The sequence below is a fragment of the Qipengyuania sp. BR81-2 genome, assembly GCF_055693895.1.
In genome coordinates this window covers 1,952,214-1,971,925 of the sequence record NZ_CM146344.1, presented here as the reverse complement: position 1 = coordinate 1,971,925, position 19,712 = coordinate 1,952,214, and the positions used below count along the sequence as shown (strand labels likewise).

15 protein-coding genes, 1 tRNA gene and 1 pseudogene are annotated in these 19,712 nt (G+C 63.7%); 9 read left to right on the top strand and 8 right to left on the bottom strand.

Features of this window, described 5'->3' with window-relative positions:
- Window positions 1-6 precede the first annotated feature (6 nt).
- From ACZ1G8_RS09960 to ACZ1G8_RS09945, 4 genes are all read left to right on the top strand, one after another.
- On the top strand, window positions 7-582 hold the full coding sequence (locus ACZ1G8_RS09960; protein ID WP_472679260.1) for a Maf family protein: 576 nt from the start codon (window positions 7-9) through the stop codon (window positions 580-582).
- Window positions 575-1,522 (top strand): ribonuclease, encoded by a 948-nt coding sequence (locus ACZ1G8_RS09955; protein WP_472679259.1) that lies wholly within the window; start codon window positions 575-577, stop codon window positions 1,520-1,522. Before ACZ1G8_RS09960 ends, ACZ1G8_RS09955 begins: the two co-directional genes overlap by 8 nt.
- A complete protein-coding gene (locus tag ACZ1G8_RS09950) occupies window positions 1,515-1,694 on the top strand; it encodes a DNA gyrase inhibitor YacG (RefSeq protein ID WP_472679258.1) in 180 nt (59 codons plus the stop codon). Before ACZ1G8_RS09955 ends, ACZ1G8_RS09950 begins: the two co-directional genes overlap by 8 nt.
- 88 nt (window positions 1,695-1,782) lie before the next feature.
- Window positions 1,783-1,858: transfer RNA gene (locus ACZ1G8_RS09945), tRNA-Phe, on the top strand.
- 23 nt (window positions 1,859-1,881) lie between these two features.
- Here the strand turns inward: ACZ1G8_RS09945 and ACZ1G8_RS09940 are convergent.
- Window positions 1,882-2,781 (bottom strand): HPr kinase/phosphorylase, encoded by a 900-nt coding sequence (locus tag ACZ1G8_RS09940; RefSeq protein ID WP_472679257.1) that lies wholly within the window; start codon window positions 2,779-2,781, stop codon window positions 1,882-1,884.
- A gap of 178 nt (window positions 2,782-2,959) precedes the next feature.
- On the opposite strand from ACZ1G8_RS09940, the gene purC reads away from it, so the two are divergent.
- Window positions 2,960-3,766, top strand: coding sequence for a phosphoribosylaminoimidazolesuccinocarboxamide synthase (gene purC, locus ACZ1G8_RS09935; RefSeq protein WP_221428976.1), 807 nt, complete (start codon window positions 2,960-2,962; stop codon window positions 3,764-3,766).
- Here the strand turns inward: purC and ACZ1G8_RS09930 are convergent, their stop codons facing one another.
- Window positions 3,767-4,648, bottom strand: a complete 882-nt coding sequence (locus ACZ1G8_RS09930) for a diacylglycerol/lipid kinase family protein (protein ID WP_472679256.1) — start codon at window positions 4,646-4,648, stop codon at window positions 3,767-3,769.
- A 140-nt stretch (window positions 4,649-4,788) separates the two neighbouring features.
- Between ACZ1G8_RS09930 and ACZ1G8_RS09925 the strand changes: the two genes are divergently transcribed.
- Entirely contained in the window at window positions 4,789-7,662 is a 2,874-nt protein-coding gene (locus ACZ1G8_RS09925; protein ID WP_472679255.1) for a M16 family metallopeptidase, read from the top strand.
- A gap of 58 nt (window positions 7,663-7,720) precedes the next feature.
- Here the strand turns inward: ACZ1G8_RS09925 and ACZ1G8_RS09920 are convergent, their stop codons facing one another.
- Entirely contained in the window at window positions 7,721-9,955 is a 2,235-nt protein-coding gene (locus tag ACZ1G8_RS09920; protein ID WP_472679254.1) for a TonB-dependent receptor, read from the bottom strand.
- 294 nt (window positions 9,956-10,249) lie between these two features.
- On the opposite strand from ACZ1G8_RS09920, the gene purS reads away from it, so the two are divergent.
- Both purS and purQ read left to right on the top strand, forming a co-directional pair.
- Complete coding sequence (purS, locus tag ACZ1G8_RS09915; protein WP_472679253.1) at window positions 10,250-10,483, top strand: phosphoribosylformylglycinamidine synthase subunit PurS; 234 nt, start codon at window positions 10,250-10,252, stop codon at window positions 10,481-10,483.
- Window positions 10,483-11,160, top strand: coding sequence for a phosphoribosylformylglycinamidine synthase subunit PurQ (gene purQ, locus ACZ1G8_RS09910; RefSeq protein ID WP_221428981.1), 678 nt, complete (start codon window positions 10,483-10,485; stop codon window positions 11,158-11,160). The genes purS and purQ overlap by 1 nt, the downstream gene beginning before the upstream one ends.
- 18 nt (window positions 11,161-11,178) lie before the next feature.
- On the opposite strand, the gene ACZ1G8_RS09905 is transcribed toward purQ, so the two are convergent.
- Genes ACZ1G8_RS09905 through ACZ1G8_RS09890 form a run of 4 tightly spaced genes read right to left on the bottom strand, consistent with a single transcriptional unit; the run spans window position 11,179 to window position 17,036 of the window.
- A complete protein-coding gene (locus ACZ1G8_RS09905; protein WP_472679252.1) occupies window positions 11,179-13,545 on the bottom strand; it encodes a putative bifunctional diguanylate cyclase/phosphodiesterase in 2,367 nt (788 codons plus the stop codon).
- A gap of 58 nt (window positions 13,546-13,603) precedes the next feature.
- Window positions 13,604-15,427, bottom strand: a complete 1,824-nt coding sequence (gene glmS, locus ACZ1G8_RS09900) for a glutamine--fructose-6-phosphate transaminase (isomerizing) (RefSeq protein WP_472679251.1) — start codon at window positions 15,425-15,427, stop codon at window positions 13,604-13,606.
- A gap of 53 nt (window positions 15,428-15,480) precedes the next feature.
- Window positions 15,481-16,383: a DMT family transporter gene (locus ACZ1G8_RS09895; protein WP_472679250.1), complete on the bottom strand. Its 903-nt coding sequence runs from the start codon at window positions 16,381-16,383 to the stop codon at window positions 15,481-15,483.
- A 2-nt stretch (window positions 16,384-16,385) separates the two neighbouring features.
- A complete protein-coding gene (locus tag ACZ1G8_RS09890; protein WP_472681236.1) occupies window positions 16,386-17,036 on the bottom strand; it encodes an O-antigen ligase family protein in 651 nt (216 codons plus the stop codon).
- An 841-nt stretch (window positions 17,037-17,877) separates the two neighbouring features.
- Here ACZ1G8_RS09890 and ACZ1G8_RS09885 point away from each other — a divergent pair.
- A pseudogene (locus tag ACZ1G8_RS09885) lies at window positions 17,878-19,415 on the top strand (CpaF family protein).
- A 4-nt stretch (window positions 19,416-19,419) separates the two neighbouring features.
- Here the strand turns inward: ACZ1G8_RS09885 and ACZ1G8_RS09880 are convergent.
- A complete protein-coding gene (locus tag ACZ1G8_RS09880) occupies window positions 19,420-19,644 on the bottom strand; it encodes a hypothetical protein (protein ID WP_472679249.1) in 225 nt (74 codons plus the stop codon).
- Window positions 19,645-19,712: the final 68 nt, after the last annotated feature.

The window sequence follows — 19,712 nt, the reverse complement described above, 5'->3', positions numbered from 1 at the left end:
GTCCGCGTGGGTTCGCCCAAGCTCATACTCGCCTCTGCCAGCCCGCGCCGCCGCGAACTGATCGCGCGGCTCGGATTGAGTCCGCACGCGATCAATCCCGCCGATATCGACGAGACGCCCTCCAAGGGTGAGCTCCCGCGTGACTATGCCAGGCGCATGGCGCGCGAAAAGGCCGAGGCCGCAGCCAGCGAGGACGGCTTCGTGCTCGCGGGCGACACCGTCGTCGCCGCAGGTCGGCGCATCTTGCCCAAGGCCGAAGACGAGGCGACGGCACGTAAGTGCCTCGAGCTCCTCTCCGGCCGCCGCCACCGCGTGCTTTCGGCGATTGCCCTGCGCGCACCCGACGGCAGCATTCGCGAGCGGCTGAGCGAGACGTTCGTGCTGTTCAAACGCCTCTCCAGCGAAGAGATCGACGCCTATATCGCCAGCGGCGAATGGGACGGGAAGGCAGGCGGCTATGCCATTCAGGGGATCGCCGAAGGACTGATCGCGCGCATCCAGGGCAGCCATTCGGGTGTCGTCGGCCTGCCGCTTTACGAAACGCGCGCGCTGCTGAAGGCGGCAGGGTTCCAAATTGCCTGAGTGGCTGGTCGAGGAAGGGATCGGCGAAACCCGCGCGATCCTGACCGATGGCGACGAAGTGCTGGCGGCGAAGTGCCGCTGGCCGGGTGAACTCCACGCTGGCGAGGCGATCAGAGCCAAGCTCATTTCCAAGACCGGTACACGCGGCACGGCGGAAACCGTCGACGGCCGCGAAATGCTCGTCGACAAGCTGCCGCGCGATGCGAGCGAAGGCAGCACACTCGATCTCGCGATCACTCGCGCCGCAATGACCGAACACGGTCGCTACAAACTGCCGGCGGCGCGTCCGGCAGATCTTGTCGAGCGCGGTGAAGACGTCTTCGCCAGCGGCAAACGCGTCCGCCGCTTTCCTGCAGGCGCTTGGGAAGAAGTCTGGCATGCGGCCAGTTCGGGCGAAATCGCATTTGCGGGCGGCTCGCTGCTCTTTGCTGTGACGCCTGCGATGACCCTCGTCGATATCGATGGAAACCCCGATCCGCGCGCGCTGGCGCTCGCCGCGGTCGAACCGCTCGCGATCGCCCTGCGACAATTCGACTTGGGCGGGTCGATCGGGATCGACTTTCCCACGCTCGGGGCCAAGGCCGATCGCAAGTCGGTCGACGCCGCGCTGGAGAATGCGCTGGCCGACTGGCCGCACGAGCGTACCGCGATGAACGGCTTCGGCTTCGTCCAGCTCGTGGCAAGGCTAGAAGGCCCTTCGCTGCTTCACCGGTTCGCCACGTCGCGTGTCGGCATGGCAGCGCGCATGGCACTGCGCCGTGCGGAGATGGTCGAAGGCGCCGGCGCAACGCTCCTTACGGTCCATCCCGCGCTCAAGCTTAAGCTCAGGCCCGACTGGCTCGCGGAAGTCGAACGGCGGACGGGACGCCCCCTGCGGATAGAGACCGACCCTGCCCTTGCCATCGAGGCCGCCTCTGCCCAGATCGTCGGCCATGAGTAAACCCTGCCCGATCTGCAAGAAACCCCGCAGCGAAGAGCACACCCCCTTCTGCTCCACTCGCTGCCGCGACCGCGATCTCGCCCAATGGTTCGGCGATGGTTACGCCGTGCCCGGCAGGCCTGCCCTGCCCGAAGAAATCGCCGCCGAAGTGATCAAGCCGCAAGAGGACTGAAATAGGCCCTTGCCAAGCGCGCGTGCCTTCGCCATAGGCGCGCACTCCAACCGCTGCAGGGCCCCACGCGAGGCCGCAGCGAGGGTAAGCCCGGGTAGCTCAGTTGGTAGAGCATGCGACTGAAAATCGCAGTGTCGGCGGTTCGAATCCGTCCCCGGGCACCATCCCCCACCCAGACTCGCACCTTTCACTCCGACCAGAGCGATTCGATCTGCGCGCAGACTTCGTCGAGCGCGGCGAAGTCCTTCTGCCGCCGGAGCGCATAGACCGGACAACCGGCAACGATTGCCGCCCCGAGCGCGCCCTGCTCGCCCCATTTGCTAAGGGCATCGAGCATCTCGGGCCGATACATGGCCTGCCGCATGGCCCGTTCCAGCGCATCGCTGCCCGAGAGGCGTGTAAACGAAAGCTCGTCCGCATCTTCCAGCGAGACGATCGCTGAAAGCCTTAAGGGCGCGTCTCCCGCGCAGTGACGCGGCACCGCGCAATGAAACTTGTCCTCGCGGAAATAGTCGCGCTGGAGGACGGCCTCCTGCCAGCCGAACAGGTCGATCGCCTCGCGCCACAGCTTGATGCGCGTGCTCGAGGGATGGATCTGAGCGCTGTCACCCGAAGGTTCTACTCGGCTGAGATCGTCCGCAACCAGTCTCGCGCCTCTTGCCACCATGGCCGCAGCCATCGTGCTCTTGCCCGCGCCCGTATCGCCGCAGAAGAGGATCGCGCGACCATCCCTTGCAACGGCGCTCCCGTGCCACATCGCAAACCCGCGCTGATAGCCGAGCGCACCCCAGGCGCTGCCGAGGGTGAAGAGCCGCAGTTCGGGTAAATCGGCGGCCATCCCGGGATGAAGGCGGATTGTGTGTCCGCCTTCGACCTGCCAGCCGCCGATACCCGGGACCGAGAAACGCAGCGCCGCATCTTCGACCACCGGCATGTCTGCCGGGCAGTCCGGACTCGGTTCGTCGGACACCACGATCTCCACATCGTTCGGCCCCTCCCCGTCGCCGGCGAATTCGCGCCACTCGGGCAATTCGATCTGCGACGCGATGCGCAGGCCTGAATGCTTGTATGAGAAGGGCGTCGGCATGGTTTGCCCCTGCTGCACAAGCGCGCGATCCGCTTCAAGCCCGTAGGGGCGCTGCTCACCGCCTAGATTGCTTTCACAGCGCGCTTCCGGTAAGCGGCAGCCAATCGCCCCGGGCCGTGCGGATCCTTCCCGATTCCACTCACCGGGGCGACTGTTTTTCGCGCGAAGGAACACGCACATGGCACGTCGCCGCCAGATTTACGAAGGCAAGGCCAAGATCCTCTACGAAGGCCCCGAACCGGGCACGATCATCCAATACTTCAAGGATGACGCGACTGCGTTCAATGCCGAGAAGAAGGGCACGATCAACGGCAAGGGCGTGATCAACAATCGCATCAGCGAATATGTCTTCACGCGCCTTTCGCACATCGGCATTCCGACGCACTTCATCCGCCGCCTGAACATGCGCGAGCAGCTCGTCCGCCAGGTCGAGATCATTCCGCTGGAAGTGGTGGTGCGCAATGTCGCCGCCGGTTCGCTTTCGAAGCGCCTCGGCATCGAGGAAGGCGAGCTTCTGCCGCACACGCTGATCGAATACTGCCTCAAGGACGACGCGCTGGGCGACCCCAAGGTCTCCGAGGAAGAGATCGCTTGCTTCAACTGGTGCAGCCACGAAGAGATGCAGGACATGTCGAGCATGGCCATCCGCATCAATGATTTCCTGTGCGGCATGTTCGCGGCGATCGACATCCGCCTCGTCGACTTCAAGCTCGAATTCGGCCGTATCTGGGACGGCGATTTCAGCCGCACGATCCTCGCCGACGAGATCAGCCCCGACGGCTGCCGCCTGTGGGACATCAACACCGGCGAGAAGCTCGACAAGGACCGCTTCCGCCGCGACATGGGCGGTGAGAGCGAGGCCTACCAGGAAGTCGCGCGCCGTCTCGGCCTGCTGCAGAATGAAGATAGCGGTCCGGGCGAAGTGCTCGACATGAACGCGCATCGCGGCCGACTTCGCACGCCGACCAAGCCGGTCAAGAAGTAGTCAGACGACGTAGCGCAGGCTGAGCCCGGCAGGGGCGATGGCATAGGCGCAATCGGGCATGTGATCCCCGTCGACCTGGACGGGCGTGACGCAGCGGTCGAACTCGATCCTGCGGCAGGTGCGTATCTCGGCATTGGCGAAGCGGTCGACGGGAAGGCGCAGCATCGCCGCAAGGCTGAGCAGCATCGTTCCGAACCGTGTCGAACGCTCCAGCGTGATCAGCTCGACCGCGTCGCTGGCGAGATTGGCCTCTGGGCTCAGCTGGAAAGGCCCGGCATATAGCGCGGCGCCGGAGACGATCACCGCTTCTGCCTCGCATTCGAAGCTTTCACCGCTCATGAGCTCGCCCCGCACCGTCATCGCGCTGCGTGGCCAGTCACGCATCTGCTGCACCATCGCCACGACATAGGCGTAGCGACCGATCCGCTTCTTGAGCTTGCCCGATACGCGCGCCACCGCGTGGCTATCGGGACCAATGGATAGGCATGAGACGATCGGCATGTCGCCCAGCCGGTAGAGCGGCGCCTCGACCCATCCGTCGCGCCCCTTCGACCAGCCCTCGGCCACTTGCCGGGCGAAGTCGGTAGGCTTGCGGGCATAACCCAGTTCGCGGGCGACGAGATTGATCGTGCCCGAAGGCGCTACGGCCAGAGCGACCGACCCGGCATCTTCGCCGAGAGCCTGGACCGTATCGCGAAGCGTCCCGTCGCCGCCGTGGACGCAAACCAGCTCCGCCTTCCCGGACAGCTGCGCGCCAGCGGCCGTGGTCGGCATCATCGTGACAGCAAAGCCTTCGCCCTCCAGCGCGTCACGTAAGGCGTTGCAATGCGCCTGGCTGAAGCTGCCCGAAACGGGATTGTAGACGAGGTCGACCGCGGTCATCGCGCCAGCCCTAACGCAGCGCGGCAGAAAGGGAAATTCGGTTTCGTCGATGCGCCTTGCGGCTTGGCAGAGCGCCCGGCGCAGTCAGCTTGCAGTCATGGGTCCGCTTGCTACACCCGTTGGCGGAGAGAGGACTGTCGATGAGAATACCGTTTCGCGTGCTTGCGCCCTTGCCGTTGCTGGCGCTCGTATTGCCACCTGCCGCGCACGCGGAAACGCCGCCAGCTGCCGAAGTCGCCGAGCAATCGGGAGCCACCGCCTGGGGCAACGCGATCTACGACATCGCGCCCGACGACAGCATCCAATACGGCGTTCTCGACAACGGACTTCGCTACGCGATCCTGCGCAACGAGACACCCAAGGACAGCATCGTCATCCGTTTCGGCTTCGATGTGGGCTGGGTTGATGAAGAAGACGATGAGCTCGGCCTTGCCCATTTCATCGAGCACATGGCCTTCAACGGCTCGACCAACATTCCCGAAGGCGAGATGATCAAGCTGCTGGAGCGCGAGGGACTGGCATTCGGAGCGGACACCAACGCCTCCACCGGCTTCGAGGACACGATCTACCGGCTCGACCTGCCGCGCAAGGATCCCGAGTTGCTCGACACGGCACTGATGCTGATGCGCGAAACGGCGAGCGAGCTGACCATCGCAGAGGACGCGGTCGACCGCGAACGCGGCGTGATCCAGTCGGAAACCCGCACGCGCAACAGCTACTCGATACGCCGTCTGAAGGACTATCTGCGCTTCGTCGCGCCCGACACGCGCTACGCAGCGCGGTTCAGGGCGGATGGAACGGCGGAGAACATCGATGCGGCCCCAGCCCAGACGCTGCGCGAGCTCTACCGGCGCTATTATCGCCCCGACAATGCCGCGATCGTGATCGTCGGAGACATCGATCCTGCGGCTGTCCGCGAAAAACTGGCCACGACTTTCGCCGACTGGCAGGCGCCCGAGACGGAAATCGAACGCGTCGATGGCGGGTCGATCGATCTCGACCGCGCCTCTTCAGCGACCAATTTCGTCGACCCCGATGTCGAGCACATCGTTGTGATTGACCGCTTCGCCCCCTATGACGAGCGCAAGAGCCGGCAATCGGACTTTCGGCAAGCGATCCTGTCCTCGCTTGGCCGCGCAATGGTCAACCGCCGGATCGAGCGGATCGCCAACGGCGCCGATGCACCGATCATCTCGGGCGGGATTTCGGCAGGCGATTTTTTCAAGCTCTACGACCAGGCAACGATGACGGTGCAGGCCAAGGAGGGCGAGTGGGAGGCTGCACTTGCGTTGGGTGAGCAGGAATGGCGCCGCGCGATCGAATACGGCTTCACGGAGAGCGAACTTGCCGAACAGATCGCCAATTTCACGCGCAGTTACCGCACGCGCGCCGAACAGCAGGACACTCGACGCAGTGCAGGGCTTGCCGGCGGCATCCTCTCGACTGCCAAGAGCGGGCGTCTCTTCGTAACGCCCCAAACCAGCTGGGAAATCTTCCAGGAAGTGACCGCTGGCCTCACGCCTGAAGAAGTCGCCGAGGTCTTCCGCGAGGACTATGCGCTCGGCACACCCTTCGTCCATGTCAGCACCAAGCAGCCGATCGAGGGGGGTGATACAGCGATCCTTGCCGCCCTGAGCTCTTCGCAAGCAGTCGCCTTGGCCCCTCCCGAGGCCGGGCAAACGGTCGAATTCGCATACAAGGATTTCGGCACACCCGGCACGGTCGTTTCCGACGAGACGGTAGAAGACCTAGCTTTCCGGCAACTGCGCTTTGCGAACAACGTTCGCCTCAACCTCAAGACGACCGACTTCGAACAGGGCCGCGTGCGGTTCAATATCCGCATCGGTTCGGGCCTGCTCTCGATCCCGGAGGAAGCCATCGCCTCGGGACTCTTCATTTCGACCGCTCTCGATAATGGTGGGCTCGGCCAGCACAGCTATGACGAGTTGCGGCAGATCATGGCCGGGCGCGACGTGAGCAACGGGCTGACCACGCAGGGTGACCAGTTCCGCGTGGCAGGCGCGACGACAATGGTGGACCTTCCGCTCCAGATGGAGCTGACCGCCGCCTATCTCACCGATCCGGGCTTCCGAGAGGAGGCCTTCACCCGCTGGGAGGCGCTCCTGCCGCCCTTCCTCGCCCGCGCCGATGCTACGCCGCAGGCGGTCGCGCAGTTCGAGCTCCCCCAGGTCATCACGGACAACAATCCGCGCTTCGGCATTCCTTCGAAGGACAAGCTGGAGGCGGTGACCCTCGGGCAGGTCCGGTCGACCACGGAAAGCCAGTTCGCCAGCGCCCCGATCGAGATCTCGGTCGTCGGCGAGATCGACGAAGAGCAGGTCATCGAGGAAGTCGCGAGGACATTCGGCGCCTTGCCCGAGCGCGCCCTGACACTGCAGCCATTCACCGCCGAAAGGCAGGCCGCGTTCACGGATCGCAACGAGCCGGTCACGCTTTATCACGAGGGCGCCGCAGACCAGGCGCTGGCGCAGGTCTACTGGCCCACCACCGACGATGACGACGCCCAGGAAGAAGCCACTATGCGCGTGCTCGCCACGATCATGCGGCTGCAGCTCCTCGAGGAAATCCGCGAGAACCTCGGCGCGTCCTATTCGCCGGGCGCCAATTCCTCGATGTCGGACACATACGACGGCTTCGGCAGCTTCTCGGCATCGGTCGTCATCGCGCCCGACGACGCGGAAACCGTCTTCGATGCGATCGACGAAATTGCCGGCGGATTGCGCGAGACACCAGTCGATACCGATCTGCTCGACCGTGCGCGCCGCCCCATGCTCGAAAGTCTCGCGAAAAGCCGCCGCGAGAACGGATACTGGCTCGGCCTGCTCAGCGAATCCCAGCTGCGGGCGGATCGGCTCGACCGTTACCGCGACTACGAGACGCGGCTGCGCAACGTGACGCCCGAAATGCTGAAGGATGCGGCTGCCAGTTACCTGCGCGAGGATAGCGCGCTGCGGATCAGCATCGTCCACAGCAGCCTGGCACCCGCAGAATAGAAAAGGGGCCGGAAGGTATTCCCTCCCGGCCCCTCTGGTTTCTCGAAAACGAGGCGGCTTAGTAGTTGAAGCGGACCGACACGCCGAAGACGCGCGGATCGTTCACGAATGCCGTGTTGTTGTTGAAGTCGATGCCGCCCTTCACGTTGTCCTCGTCGGTGATGTTGCGCGCGAAGAGCGCAACTTCGAGGCTGCCGTCGAACTTGGCGTAACCCAAACGCAGACCGCCTTCGATCTGCGGGTCGGTTACATATTCGTAGCTGTCGTAAAGGAAGAAGCTCGTCTCACCCTGGTAGGTCCAGTCGGTGTAGGCGAAGATCTCGCCGTCCGAGGTCACCGGGATTGCGTAGCGGGCGCTGACGTCGGCGATCCATTCCGGAGCGTTGGGGAACGGGTTGCCGTCCACCAGCGCGCGGTCGGTGCCGGCGATGTTCACGATCGGGTCGAGCACGGTGCACTGGGCGCAGATGCCAACGGCGAGGTTCTCGTCCTGGATCTTGGTATCGTTCCAGCTGACGCCTGCGGTGAGCAGGAAGTCGGGAGTGACCTGGAAAGCGCTGTCGAGTTCGAAGCCGTAGCCGCGACCCTTCTCGGCGTTGACCAGCTGCACGAGGTTGCCTGCACCACCGACGGCCGAGAACTGCGGGTCCTCGATCGTGTAGTAGTAACCGGCGAGGTTGAAGCGCACGCGGCGGTCGAACAGCTCCGACTTCACACCGGCTTCGTAGCTCATGATCTTCTCGCTGGTGGCGATCGACGGAGCTGCGAAGAAGGCTACGTCGCGGCCCTGGATGGTCGGGGCGCGGAAGCCGCTGGCGACACGGGCGTAGACGCTGGCGTCGTCGCTCAGTTCGTAGAACGCCGCGAGATCCCAGCTGATGCGGTCGTCCGAGACCGAACGGGCCTGCGGATCGGCTGCGTCACGCACGAAGAAATCCTTCTGGTCGTCCGTGTAGCGCACGCCGCCGGTCAGCTTGAGGGCTTCGGTCACTTCAGTCGTGACCTGGCCGAAGACAGCCCAGCTCTCGTTGGTGTGGTTCACGGTGACGGGCGGCGGGAAGTCGAAGCCGACGGTGGTCACGTCGAAGTCGCTGTCGAAGTAGAAACCGCCGACCTGCCATTCGAAGGAACCGCCGCTGTTCGACGCAATGCGCACTTCCTGCGTGAATTGGTCGAGTTCGATCGAGTCCTGCGTGTCCGAGGGGAACGGGATGAAGCCCGGGCCCATCACGGGGAGGAAGCTAGCACCGAAGCCGCCGTCGATATCGCCGCGGCTCGAACCTTCGCTGCTCGCGAAGCTGGTGATACTGGTGAAGGTCGCGAAATCCGCTTCGTAGTCGATCTTGCCGGTTGCGATCTCGGCCTTGTACTTGGCCTGGTTGCCGCCGCCTGCGTCGAAGAAGACGGTGTCGCGGTCGTAGTTCTCGTTCAGGTCGTTCGTGCCCGGGCCGACGATGTTGGCGCGGAACAGCGTCGAGGTGCCGTCGAGATCGCGGACCGAGTAGCTGCCGAGAATCGAGAGGCGATCGCTCGGGGTGATCAGGAGCTGCGCACGGCCTGCGATGTCGCTGTAGGCGCCGTAGGCATCTTCGACACCGGTGAAGCCGTTGTCGATCCAGTCGTCGCGCTGCTGCCACAGACCCGACAGGCGGATCGAGGCGAGGCCCGGTGCGACGGGAATGGTGACGCCGCCATCGATGGCGACCGAACCGAAGCTGCCGTAGCTGGCCGAACCGGTTACGGCGAACTCGTCACCCGGCTTGACCGTGTCGATCTTGACGATCCCGGCCGGTGTGTTGCGGCCGAACAGCGTGCCCTGCGGGCCGCGAAGGACTTCGATACGCTCGACGTCAAAGATCGGGAAACTCTTGAGCGTCACGTTCTCGAGGACGACTTCGTCCATCACGACCGAAACCGGCTGCGAGGCTGCGAGGTCGAAATCGGTGTTGCCGAGGCCGCGGATGTAGAAGCGCGGAGCGGCACGGCCGTTCGAGCTTTCGACGAACAGGCCCGGGACGCGGCCCGCGAGTGCGGTGGTGTCGGCACCGGCGTCGAAGATGGCGCGTGCTGCGTCAGCCGAGATGGTCGCTGCCGAAACGGCGACGTCCTGCAGGTTTTCCTCGCGGCGGTTGGCGGTCACGACGATCACGTCGAGTGCACCGTCGTCTGCCTGCTCGGCACCGGTTGCTTCGGTGTCGGAGCTGTCGACGTCCTGTGCGAGCGCGGGCTGCGCGAAGGCGAGTGCCAGCGTGCTGGCGGAAAGGAGGCGGAGAGTAAGAGAGCGGTCAATCATGGGAGAGATGATCCTTTTGGCCCGACGCCTTTGTCCATGGCGCGGGTTGGTGGGATGGAGGGATTGAATTGACCCGGCGGCCAGTAGCCGAAATGCCGCATATATCGAGTCGGAAAGCCGCAGAAGCGCGCGGTTTCCGGCGTTTGTTGCATCGAAGTTACATCGACGGAATGTGACAAGCAGCCCAAGCTGCTGGCAGGGCATGGTTTTCCCACACGGCTTGCTCTTCCGGCCCACTCGCGGCATAGGCGCGCGCAAATCTCACAACGCCTCGAACCACCCGAAAGGCCGCCCATGAAGATCTGCGTTCTCGTCAGCCTCAAGCCCGGCGTGCTCGACCCGCAGGGCCGTGCCGTCCATCATGCGCTGGAGGGCCTTGGTTTCGAGGGCGTGGACGACGTCCGCATCGGCCGCACGGTCGAACTCGATGTCGCGGACAACACCAGCGACGCGGCCCTCACCGAGATGTGCGAGAAGCTGCTCGCGAACACGGTGATCGAGAACTACAAAATCGAGAAGCTCGACTGATGGCCTTCCGCAGCGCCGTCATCACCTTCCCCGGTTCGAACTGCGACCGCGACATGGCGGTGGCGCTCGAACAGGTCTCGGGCACCGCGCCGGTCCGTGTCTGGCACGGCGATGCCGAACTGCCCGACAATCTCGACTTCATCGCCCTGCCCGGTGGTTTCTCCTACGGCGACTACCTGCGTTCGGGCGCCATGGCCGCCAACAGCCCGATCATGCGCGAGATCGTCCGCGCCGCCGATCGCGGCGTGCCGGTCCTTGGCGTGTGTAACGGGTTTCAGGTGCTGACCGAAGCACGCCTGCTGCCTGGCGCCCTGATGCGCAATGCCAGCCAGCACTTCATCTGCCGCACCGTCGGCCTCAAGGTCGAGAACGCGCAGTCGATCTTCACCAGCGGCTACGAGGCGGGCCAGGAAATCCGCATCCCGGTTGCCCATCACGACGGCAATTACTTTGCCGACGAGGAAACGCTCGACCGCCTCGAAGGCGATGGCCGCGTCGCTTTCCGCTACACCGAGAACTGCAATGGTTCGCGCCGCGATATTGCTGGCGTGCTCAACAAGGCAGGGAACGTACTCGGCATGATGCCGCACCCCGAGCGCGCGGTGGATGCCGCGCATGGCGGGACCGACGGGCTTGCGCTGTTCGAAGGTGCGATGAAGGCCCTCGCAAAGGCCTAAGCTTTAGGGCCTGACGCCTCAGGCGCTCTTGCGCTTCTCGTCGAAGCCGCGGCGTTTCACGACCTTGCGGGCATCCTCGGCAGGCATCGGCCGGCCGAAATGGTATCCTTGGATCTTGGTGCAGCCGAGACGGCGGATGAGGTCGGCCTCGTCCTGATTCTCGACACCTTCCGCCGTCGTCGTCATGCCGAGGCTGTCGGCCATGGCCACCACGGCGCGAACGATGGCGAGACTTTCCGGGCTTTCCTGAGCGGCACCCTGCACGAACAGGCGGTCGACCTTGATCGTGGTGAACTTGAGTTTGCGCAGGTAGCCGAGCGAAGAATAGCCTGTACCGAAGTCGTCCAGCGCGACCGAGCAGCCCAGCGCCATGCACTGCTCCAGAGCCTTACGGGCGACCGCCGCATCGCGCATGAAGATGCTTTCGGTCACCTCGATTTCGAGCCGCGAGGGATCGAGACCGCTGTGTGAAAGGGCACGCACGACCGTGCCTGCAAAGTCCGGCTCGACCAGCTGCTCGGGCGAAACGTTGATGTTCACCTTCACGTCTTCGGGCCAGTTGGCGGCTGCCTCGTGACAGGCCTGGTTGAGCACCCAGGTACCGATCGGCACGATCAGGCGCGTGTCTTCGGCGATGGGGATGAACTTGGCCGGGCTGACGAAGCCGTGTTCAGGGCTGTTCCAGCGCATCAGCGCCTCGAAGCTGACGACGCTTTCATCGATCGCATCAACCACGGGCTGGTAGTGGAGGACAAACTCGTCGTTCTCCAGCGCGCTGCGCAGCGCTACCTCCAGCTGGCGCCGTTCCTCGGCATTGCTGTGGAGCGAGGGTTCGTATTCGAAGTGGTTGCCCCCGCCCTCGTCCTTGGCGCGATAAAGCGCGAGGTCGGCGTTGCGTAGCAGCTCCTCGACCGAACGTCCGTCGCGCGGACCGATCGCCGAGCCGACGCTGGTGCCGACATAGAGAACGTGATTGTCGATGTGGAACGGCGTGGTGAGCGCGGCGATGATCGACTTGGCCAGCGTATCAGCGCGGCGGCGGTCGGAGGCATCGCGAATGACAACGCCGAACTCGTCGCCGCCGAGGCGGCCGACCAGCTCGCCCTCGTCCATCAGCGGCTTGAGGCGCGCCGCGACCTGCGCGAGCAGCCTGTCGCCGACAAGGTGGCCGAGCGAATCGTTCACCGCCTTGAAGCGGTCGAGGTCGATCATCAGGAACGCGCAGCGCGTACGCCACTGTTCCGCATAGGTCAGCGCCTTGCCCAGCGCCTCGTTGAGCTGCAGGCGGTTCGGCAGCTGGGTCAGCGTATCGTAGCGAGCGAGATACTCGATCTTCTCGGTGCTCTCGCGCTGCGTGGTCACATCCGAGCCCACGCCGCGGAAACCGAGCCACTGGCCGTCGCCGTCGAACATCGGCGTGCCCGAGAGCTCCCACCAGCGAACTTCGCCGCGCACCGTGGCCTTCACCACGAGGTTGGAGAAGCTCTCGCGGCCCTTAAGCTTGTCGGCGAGCTCGTGCAGGCTTTGCGGAAACTCGCCGTTCTTCCAGCCATCGCCGGAGATCAGCTGCAGGAACGACTTGCCCTCGATCTCGGCAGCGTCACGCTGGAGCGCGAAGGCGAAACGCGGGCTGACAGAACGCAGTCGGCGGTTGGTGTCGATCTGCCAGAGCCAGTCAGCCTGGCCTTCCTCGAATTCGCGCAGGAGCATCGAGACCGTCTCGCTCTTTTCCTGCATCTCAAGGTCTGCGAGCCGCGATTCGTAGGTCATTCGCGCAGATTCGATCAGGCCGAAGGATGCGAAGAACGCGCTCGCGAGAATAATGATGGCGAGCCCGAAATTGAACGTCGCGAGTGCTGCGATGAGCGAACCCACGCTGGCGGCTGTGCAAAAGGCGACGGAACTGAGCGGAGCGCTGAACCGACTGGCGACGCTGGCCAGCATCAGGAAAGCGATGGCTGCCCAGATCGATGCGATCTGGCCACCGGCGCCGAAGAATACCGCGCCGCACAGTCCTAGCGACCAGATGGCGCCCTTCAGGCCCGAGACCAACGCGTGACTGCGCAGCTCGCGCTCGGTGAACAGGCGGTCTTCGACGTCGCGCAGGCGATAGTCGCTGGCAAAGGCCAGCATCACGGCAAATCCGAGCGCCGCACCCCAGGCCTGGAGTGCGAGCAATTCGATGCTGTCACGGCATAGCCACACCACGATCAGGGCGGCGATGGCATGGAGCACGACGCGCGTTCCGGCGCGCTGGGAGACGACCGCATACTGGCGACCATGCACGCGCGCCCAGTCGCCGGTCTCGGGCAAATCTAGCCCGATGACCTGCCGCACGGTCGGCTTGGTCCCTTCAGGGGACTGGTCGAAATTCCAATCGCTCACACCTTGCGATTACGCGGGAAAGGTTATTTCCGGGTAAATCGCAGGCGGTTAAGCAGGATCATTCGACCGTGACGGATTTCGCCAGATTGCGCGGCTGGTCGACGTCGGTGCCCTTCACGCAGGCCACGTGATAGGCAAGCAGCTGGACGGGAATGGCGTAGACCAGCGGTGCGATCAGCGGGTGGACACGCGGCATCTCGATCGTGGCAAGGCATCCCTCGCCTGCCTGTTCAAGCCCCTCGGCATCGGAAATCAGCACGATCTGGCCGCCGCGTGCGCGCACTTCTTCCATGTTCGAAATGCTCTTTTCGAACAGCGGACCGGACGGTGCGAGCACGATCACCGGCACATCGTCGTCGATCAGTGCGATGGGACCGTGCTTCATCTCGCCGCTGGCATAGCCCTCGGCGTGGATGTAGCTGATTTCCTTGAGCTTCAGAGCACCTTCGAGCGCGAGCGGGTAGTCGGGCCCGCGTCCCAGATAGAGCACATCGCGCGCCGGGGCGATGAGGTGCGCCATCGAGGCGATATCGTCGTCATGGTCGAGCGCCGCGTTGAGACAGGCAGGTGCCTCGAGCAGGTGCTTGACGACCTCGTACTCTTCCTCGCGGCTCATGAGGCCCTTCTTGACCGCCATGTGCGCCGCAAGCGCGGCGAGGACGGCAAGCTGGCAGGTGAACGCCTTGGTCGATGCGACACCGATCTCGGGGCCGGCATGGGTGGGAAGCAGAAGGTCCGCCTCGCGCGCCATTGTGCTGGTCGGCACATTGACGACGACGGCGATGGTCTGGCCGTTTTCCTTGCAGTGCCTCAGCGCCGCCAGCGTGTCGGCAGTCTCGCCGCTTTGCGAAATGAAGATGGCAAGACCACCATCCTCCAGAACCGGCTCGCGGTAGCGGAACTCGGAAGCCACATCGATGTCGACGGGCACACGGGCGAACTGCTCGAACCAGTACTTGGCGACCATGCCCGCGTAATAGGAGGTTCCGCAGGCGACGATTGTCACGCGCTTGATGCTGGAGATGTCGAAGTCGAACTGCGGCAGGGCGATCGAGGCATCATCGCGACGCAGGTAAGAGCCGAGCGTCTGGGCCACCACAGTGGGCTGCTCGAATATCTCCTTCTGCATGAAGTGGCGGTAATTGCCTTTTTCAGTCGCCGAGGCCGAGGCGCCGGACGCGCGAACTTCGCGTTCGACCTTTTCGTTTTCGTCATCGAAGATGGTCGCGCCTTCGCGGGTGATTTCGACCCAGTCGCCTTCCTCCAGATATGAAATCTGCTGGGTCAGCGGCGCGAGTGCCAGCGCGTCGGAGCCCAGATACATCTCGCCCTCGCCATAACCGACGACCAGCGGCGAACCGCGGCGCGCCCCGATCAGCATGTCGGGATGATCGCGGAAGGCGATGGCCAGAGCGAAAGCGCCGCGAAGGCGGGGAAGCATGTTCGCCACCGCCTCGTGCGGGGTTTCGCCATCCTCCAGGCGCCGCGTGAGCAGGTGCGCGACCACTTCACTGTCGGTATCGCTTTCCAGCGTGCGACCCGCAGCTTTCACTTCCGCGCGCAATTCCTTGTAATTTTCGATGATACCATTGTGGACGATTGCCACCTTGTCGGTCGCATGCGGATGCGCATTGCTCGCGGTCGGTGCCCCATGGGTCGCCCACCGGGTGTGCGCAATGCCGATCTCGCCCTCGGCTGGGTTCTCCGCCAGCTCCGCGACAAGGTTCGACAACTTGCCTTCGGCGCGGCGGCGGATCAATTCTCCGCCATAGATGGTACAAATGCCCGCGCTGTCATACCCGCGGTATTCCATGCGTTTCAGCCCGTCGACCAGCCGTTCCGAAACGGCCTGATTGCCGACAATACCGATAATTCCGCACATATAGGGGTCCCTTTAGCCTGTCGGAAGCAGCCTTAGCGTTTCCCGTCCGCCAATCAATCGGCGCGAGCAGTAGCCGGTTCCCGGGGTGTACTCCACCACAGGAGAAGACCGGCCCCGATGATGATCGTCGCGCCGATCAAGGTCGCTAGGTCCGGGACGTCGCCGAACCACCACCAGCCGAAGAGTGTCGCCACCAGCATCTGCACATAGGTCGTGGGTGCGATCGTAGCAGCGCCCGCCCGCTGCGTACCAATGTAGGCCAACCAATGCGCGCTGCTGGCGGTGATCGCCACCAGGGCACAGCGCCCCAGGACTGTCCAGTCCGGCATTTCGAGGCGCAAGCTCTCAGCACCTGAAGCATGGCCGCCGAACGCAGCGACAATGAGAAGGGGCATGGCACCGATCTGGACGAACACCTGCATCGAAAGCGAGCTGCCCTGCCCCGCGCTGGCCCTGTTGGCGATGATCATCAGCGCGAAGAAGAACGCCGAGCCGAGTGGCAGGAGTGCCTGCCAGCCGAGTACCGCGAGATTGGGACGTAGCACGAGCGCCACGCCGGCAAGCGCGACGAGCGATGCCATCCACACGGCAGCACGCACCTTCTCGCCGAGCAAAGGACCGCTCAGCAGAGCGACAACTACAGGCGAGACAAAAGCGAGCGCCATCGCAGTGGCAAGCGGCATGACGAAAATGGCCGAGAAGAAGCACAGCGATGCCGCAGCGAGGCAGAAACCGCGGGCAGCTTGCAACCAGGGGTTCGACGGCCGGAAAGCCGCGCGCCCTTCGTTCATCCCAAGGAGGATCGATAGCCCCGCCGCGCCGATCGCGAAACGGATCGCCGCAACGCCAAGCGGCGAGAATTCACCTGCCATGGACTTGATGACCGCATCCCCCACGCTGAGCAGCGCAAAACCGCACAGTGCGAGAAGTATCCCGCTTCGCTCGCCTTTTTGCATTGTCAGTTCGCGCCCGCCGCCGAGTCCTGGCCTCGGGCAATCACGAGAACGACTACCGACAGCACTACAATCGACACAATGAAGCGGGGGTAGTGGAGCATGCCTTCCAGCAGGCTCTGGAACAGCAAGGCGTACAACATTGCGAGCGCGGGGAAGGCCACCGGAACCGCCTTTCCCGCACGGTGCACGAATTTGATCCCTCGAACCGCAATCCACAGGGCTGCTGCGGCGCCAATCACACCCCAAGAAATGAGGAATTGCAGAATGACGTTATGCGGCTGTGTAGGCCGGTAGCTCGGAGAATATTCCCAGAATATCGAGCCCGTGCCCAGCCCCACCCATGGCGAACTCAGCCAGATTTCAACGCTCCGCGTCCAGATCAGGGTGCGAGTAATCGCAAAGCCCGAACCCGACTCGAAATCGCGCGTTTCGATCAAGTGGAATGCCGGATCGTCCGGCAGCAACAGATATGCAAGCGCCGTCGCCGCGATGGTCAAACCCGCAGCCCAGGCCATACGCCCCAATTCCGGCCATCTGCGCAAGAACAAGAGAAACACAAGTGTCACGACGACGACCGCAAGGATCGCCGCGCGTGTACCCGACCATACCGTCAGCCCTGCAGCCAGAAAGTAGAACGCGCGCGCCCATGCCATGTCGCGCCCGCTTGCCCCGAACAAGATCTCGAATTGCGAAAGCTGCCGTAATAGCTCCGGTCCACGAGCCGAAGTGTCGCACACTGATCCAGCCCGGGACGGCTCCGCGCAATTCGATCATCCCGAAAGGGAGTGTTTCTGCAGGCGGGACGGTTCCGAACCACCAGGCCGTGTAAATGGAGAGGACAGCAAGCCCTACCCCGTGCCAATGAAAGAACCGGTCGTCGGATGGAACGTCGCTGCCTTTCAGCACCGAGAAGACTGCCAACGCAAAGACGATGTGGAAAATCCACATCAGCGAGTGAGTAAGCGCATAAAAGACATCTGAGCTCACGAACACCAGGCCGAAACTCATCACGGCAAGCCAGATTCCGAGCGCAATTCGGATGTCGCGCGGCAGGGCTTTGATCGCTGCGACCAGATCGAAACCGCGCCGCCCCGCCCACAGGATGAAGCCGATCTCGAATATCAGGTAAGGAAGCTCGATAACCCTGGTCGTCTCGTACCAAGGCTTGCTCATCATCGTGAAGTAAGTCGGATAAGCCACGGCGGTTACGACCGGCATCACCACGCCGAGGGCGACCGCCAGGATCCTGACGATACCGGCTCGATCGACCGGTCGGTCTCTTCTCGTCAATTCGGCTTGCGGCATTCTGCTACCCCCGTGAGCCCGTCATCGGCGTCTTCCGAGCGCATCGCGCCATTAACTGCTCGGATCAAGGCCGCCATTTAGAGAAAATCAAGGTTTCCAACTTATTCACCAAATCCGCGAAGACGGGGTTTGCCACTTTTGGGGCAGCGCTTCCCTGTCACCAGACATTACCTTTTGAGGGGTTGAGGCATGAGTGCATTCGGACGGAAAAACGGGTCGGCAGGCATGTCTGCCGGTGCGCGTCCGCAGTTTGGTGTCGCTCGTCCGATGCAGGGCGGCGGCAAATCCTCAGACGGCGACAAGGATAAGGGCGACGGAAACGGCGGCGAACAGTTCCCGCCCCTTCCGCAGGATGCGCCTCCCGCACCCGGAGCTGGTGGATCGGACAAGAACGCCGATGCCATGCAGCGCCTGTCGGACCGCATGAATGCGACGCACCAGACCGAAGGCGAAGTCGGCGGTTTCGAAGCCAGCGTCCACAAGATCAAGGAACAGGTGCTCCCGCGCCTGCTCGAACGCGTCGATCCCGAAGCCGCGGCAACCCTGTCCAAGGACGAGCTGTCGGAAGAATTCCGTCCGATCATCATGGAAGTGCTGGCCGAGCTGAAGGTCACGCTAAACCGCCGCGAACAGTTCGCACTCGAAAAGGTCCTCGTCGACGAATTGCTCGGCTTCGGTCCGCTCGAAGAACTGCTGAACGATCCCGACGTGTCGGACATCATGGTCAACGGCCCCGACCAGACCTACATCGAAAAGAAGGGCAAGCTCGTCATTGCCCCGATCCGCTTCCGCGACGAACAGCACCTGTTCCAGATCGCCCAGCGCATCGTGAACCAGGTCGGCCGTCGCGTCGACCAGACCACCCCGCTCGCCGACGCCCGCCTCAAGGACGGCAGCCGTGTGAACGTCATCGTGCCGCCGCTTTCGCTGCGCGGTACCGCGATCTCGATCTCGTAAGTTCTCCGAGAAGCCGATCACGCTCGACATGCTCCAGGGCTTCGGATCGATGAGCGAGAAGATGTGTACGGCGCTCAAGATTGCCGGCGCATGCCGCATGAATATCGTCATTTCCGGCGGTACGGGTTCGGGTAAGACGACCATGCTCAACGCCCTGTCGAAGATGATCGACCCGGGCGAGCGCGTGCTCACCATCGAGGACGCCGCCGAGCTCCGCCTGCAGCAGCCGCACTGGCTGCCGCTGGAAACGCGTCCGCCGAACCTCGAAGGCCAAGGTGCCATCACCATCGGCGACCTCGTGAAGAACGCCCTGCGTATGCGTCCCGACCGCATCATCCTGGGCGAAATTCGTGGCGCGGAATGTTTCGACCTTCTCGCCGCCATGAACACGGGCCACGATGGTTCGATGTGTACACTTCACGCCAACAGCCCGCGTGAGTGTCTCGGCCGTATGGAAAACATGATCCTGATGGGCGACATCAAGATCCCGAAGGAAGCCATCAGCCGCCAGATCGCAGAATCTCGTCGACCTGATCGTGCAGGTGAAGCGCCTTCGCGATGGTTCTCGCCGCACCACCGACATCACCGAGGTGATCGGCATGGAAGGCGACGTGATCGTGACGCAGAACCTGTTCAAGTTCGAGTATCTGGACGAGAGCGAGGACGGCAAGATTCTCGGCGAGTTCCGCTCGAGCGGCCTGCGACCCTACACGCTGGAAAAAGCCCGCCAGTTCGGCTTCGACCAAGCGTATCTGGAAGCCTGCCTCTAAGGCACTAGCCCCGGACGATACCCGGTACGGCGACGGCCAGCAGGCCGCCGCCTACCACCATGAATGTCAGGAACAGGCCGGTCCACGGTATCCAGCCGACGCTGTCTATTCTGGTCCGCTTCGCGCGCCGCCGCTCCATGCCGAGCGCGACAAGCGCACACAGGACGAAGCCCGCACCCCACAAGGCGAGGATTTCGGCGTCGCTGGCAAAGGTCAGGAAGCGTTGCATCGTGCGCCATATGGGGCAGACGGCAGGGCCCGCCAAGGACCGTTCAGGGAACTGCGCCTACAAGTACC

What these genes read in the sequence shown, in the direction of transcription:
- ACZ1G8_RS09950 (WP_472679258.1), top strand. Translation starts at nt 1,515, where the DNA reads ATGAGTAAACCCTGCCCGATCTGCAAGAAACCCCGCAGCGAAGAGCAC.
- ACZ1G8_RS09940 (WP_472679257.1), bottom strand. Translation starts at nt 2,781, where the DNA reads ATGCCGACGCCCTTCTCATACAAGCATTCAGGCCTGCGCATCGCGTCG.
- purC (WP_221428976.1), top strand. Translation starts at nt 2,960, where the DNA reads ATGGCACGTCGCCGCCAGATTTACGAAGGCAAGGCCAAGATCCTCTAC.
- ACZ1G8_RS09930 (WP_472679256.1), bottom strand. Translation starts at nt 4,648, where the DNA reads ATGACCGCGGTCGACCTCGTCTACAATCCCGTTTCGGGCAGCTTCAGC.
- ACZ1G8_RS09925 (WP_472679255.1), top strand. Translation starts at nt 4,789, where the DNA reads ATGAGAATACCGTTTCGCGTGCTTGCGCCCTTGCCGTTGCTGGCGCTC.
- ACZ1G8_RS09920 (WP_472679254.1), bottom strand. Translation starts at nt 9,955, where the DNA reads ATGATTGACCGCTCTCTTACTCTCCGCCTCCTTTCCGCCAGCACGCTG.
- purS (WP_472679253.1), top strand. Translation starts at nt 10,250, where the DNA reads ATGAAGATCTGCGTTCTCGTCAGCCTCAAGCCCGGCGTGCTCGACCCG.
- purQ (WP_221428981.1), top strand. Translation starts at nt 10,483, where the DNA reads ATGGCCTTCCGCAGCGCCGTCATCACCTTCCCCGGTTCGAACTGCGAC.
- glmS (WP_472679251.1), bottom strand. Translation starts at nt 15,427, where the DNA reads ATGTGCGGAATTATCGGTATTGTCGGCAATCAGGCCGTTTCGGAACGG.
- ACZ1G8_RS09895 (WP_472679250.1), bottom strand. Translation starts at nt 16,383, where the DNA reads ATGCAAAAAGGCGAGCGAAGCGGGATACTTCTCGCACTGTGCGGTTTT.
- ACZ1G8_RS09890 (WP_472681236.1), bottom strand. Translation starts at nt 17,036, where the DNA reads ATGGCATGGGCGCGCGCGTTCTACTTTCTGGCTGCAGGGCTGACGGTA.
- ACZ1G8_RS09880 (WP_472679249.1), bottom strand. Translation starts at nt 19,644, where the DNA reads ATGCAACGCTTCCTGACCTTTGCCAGCGACGCCGAAATCCTCGCCTTG.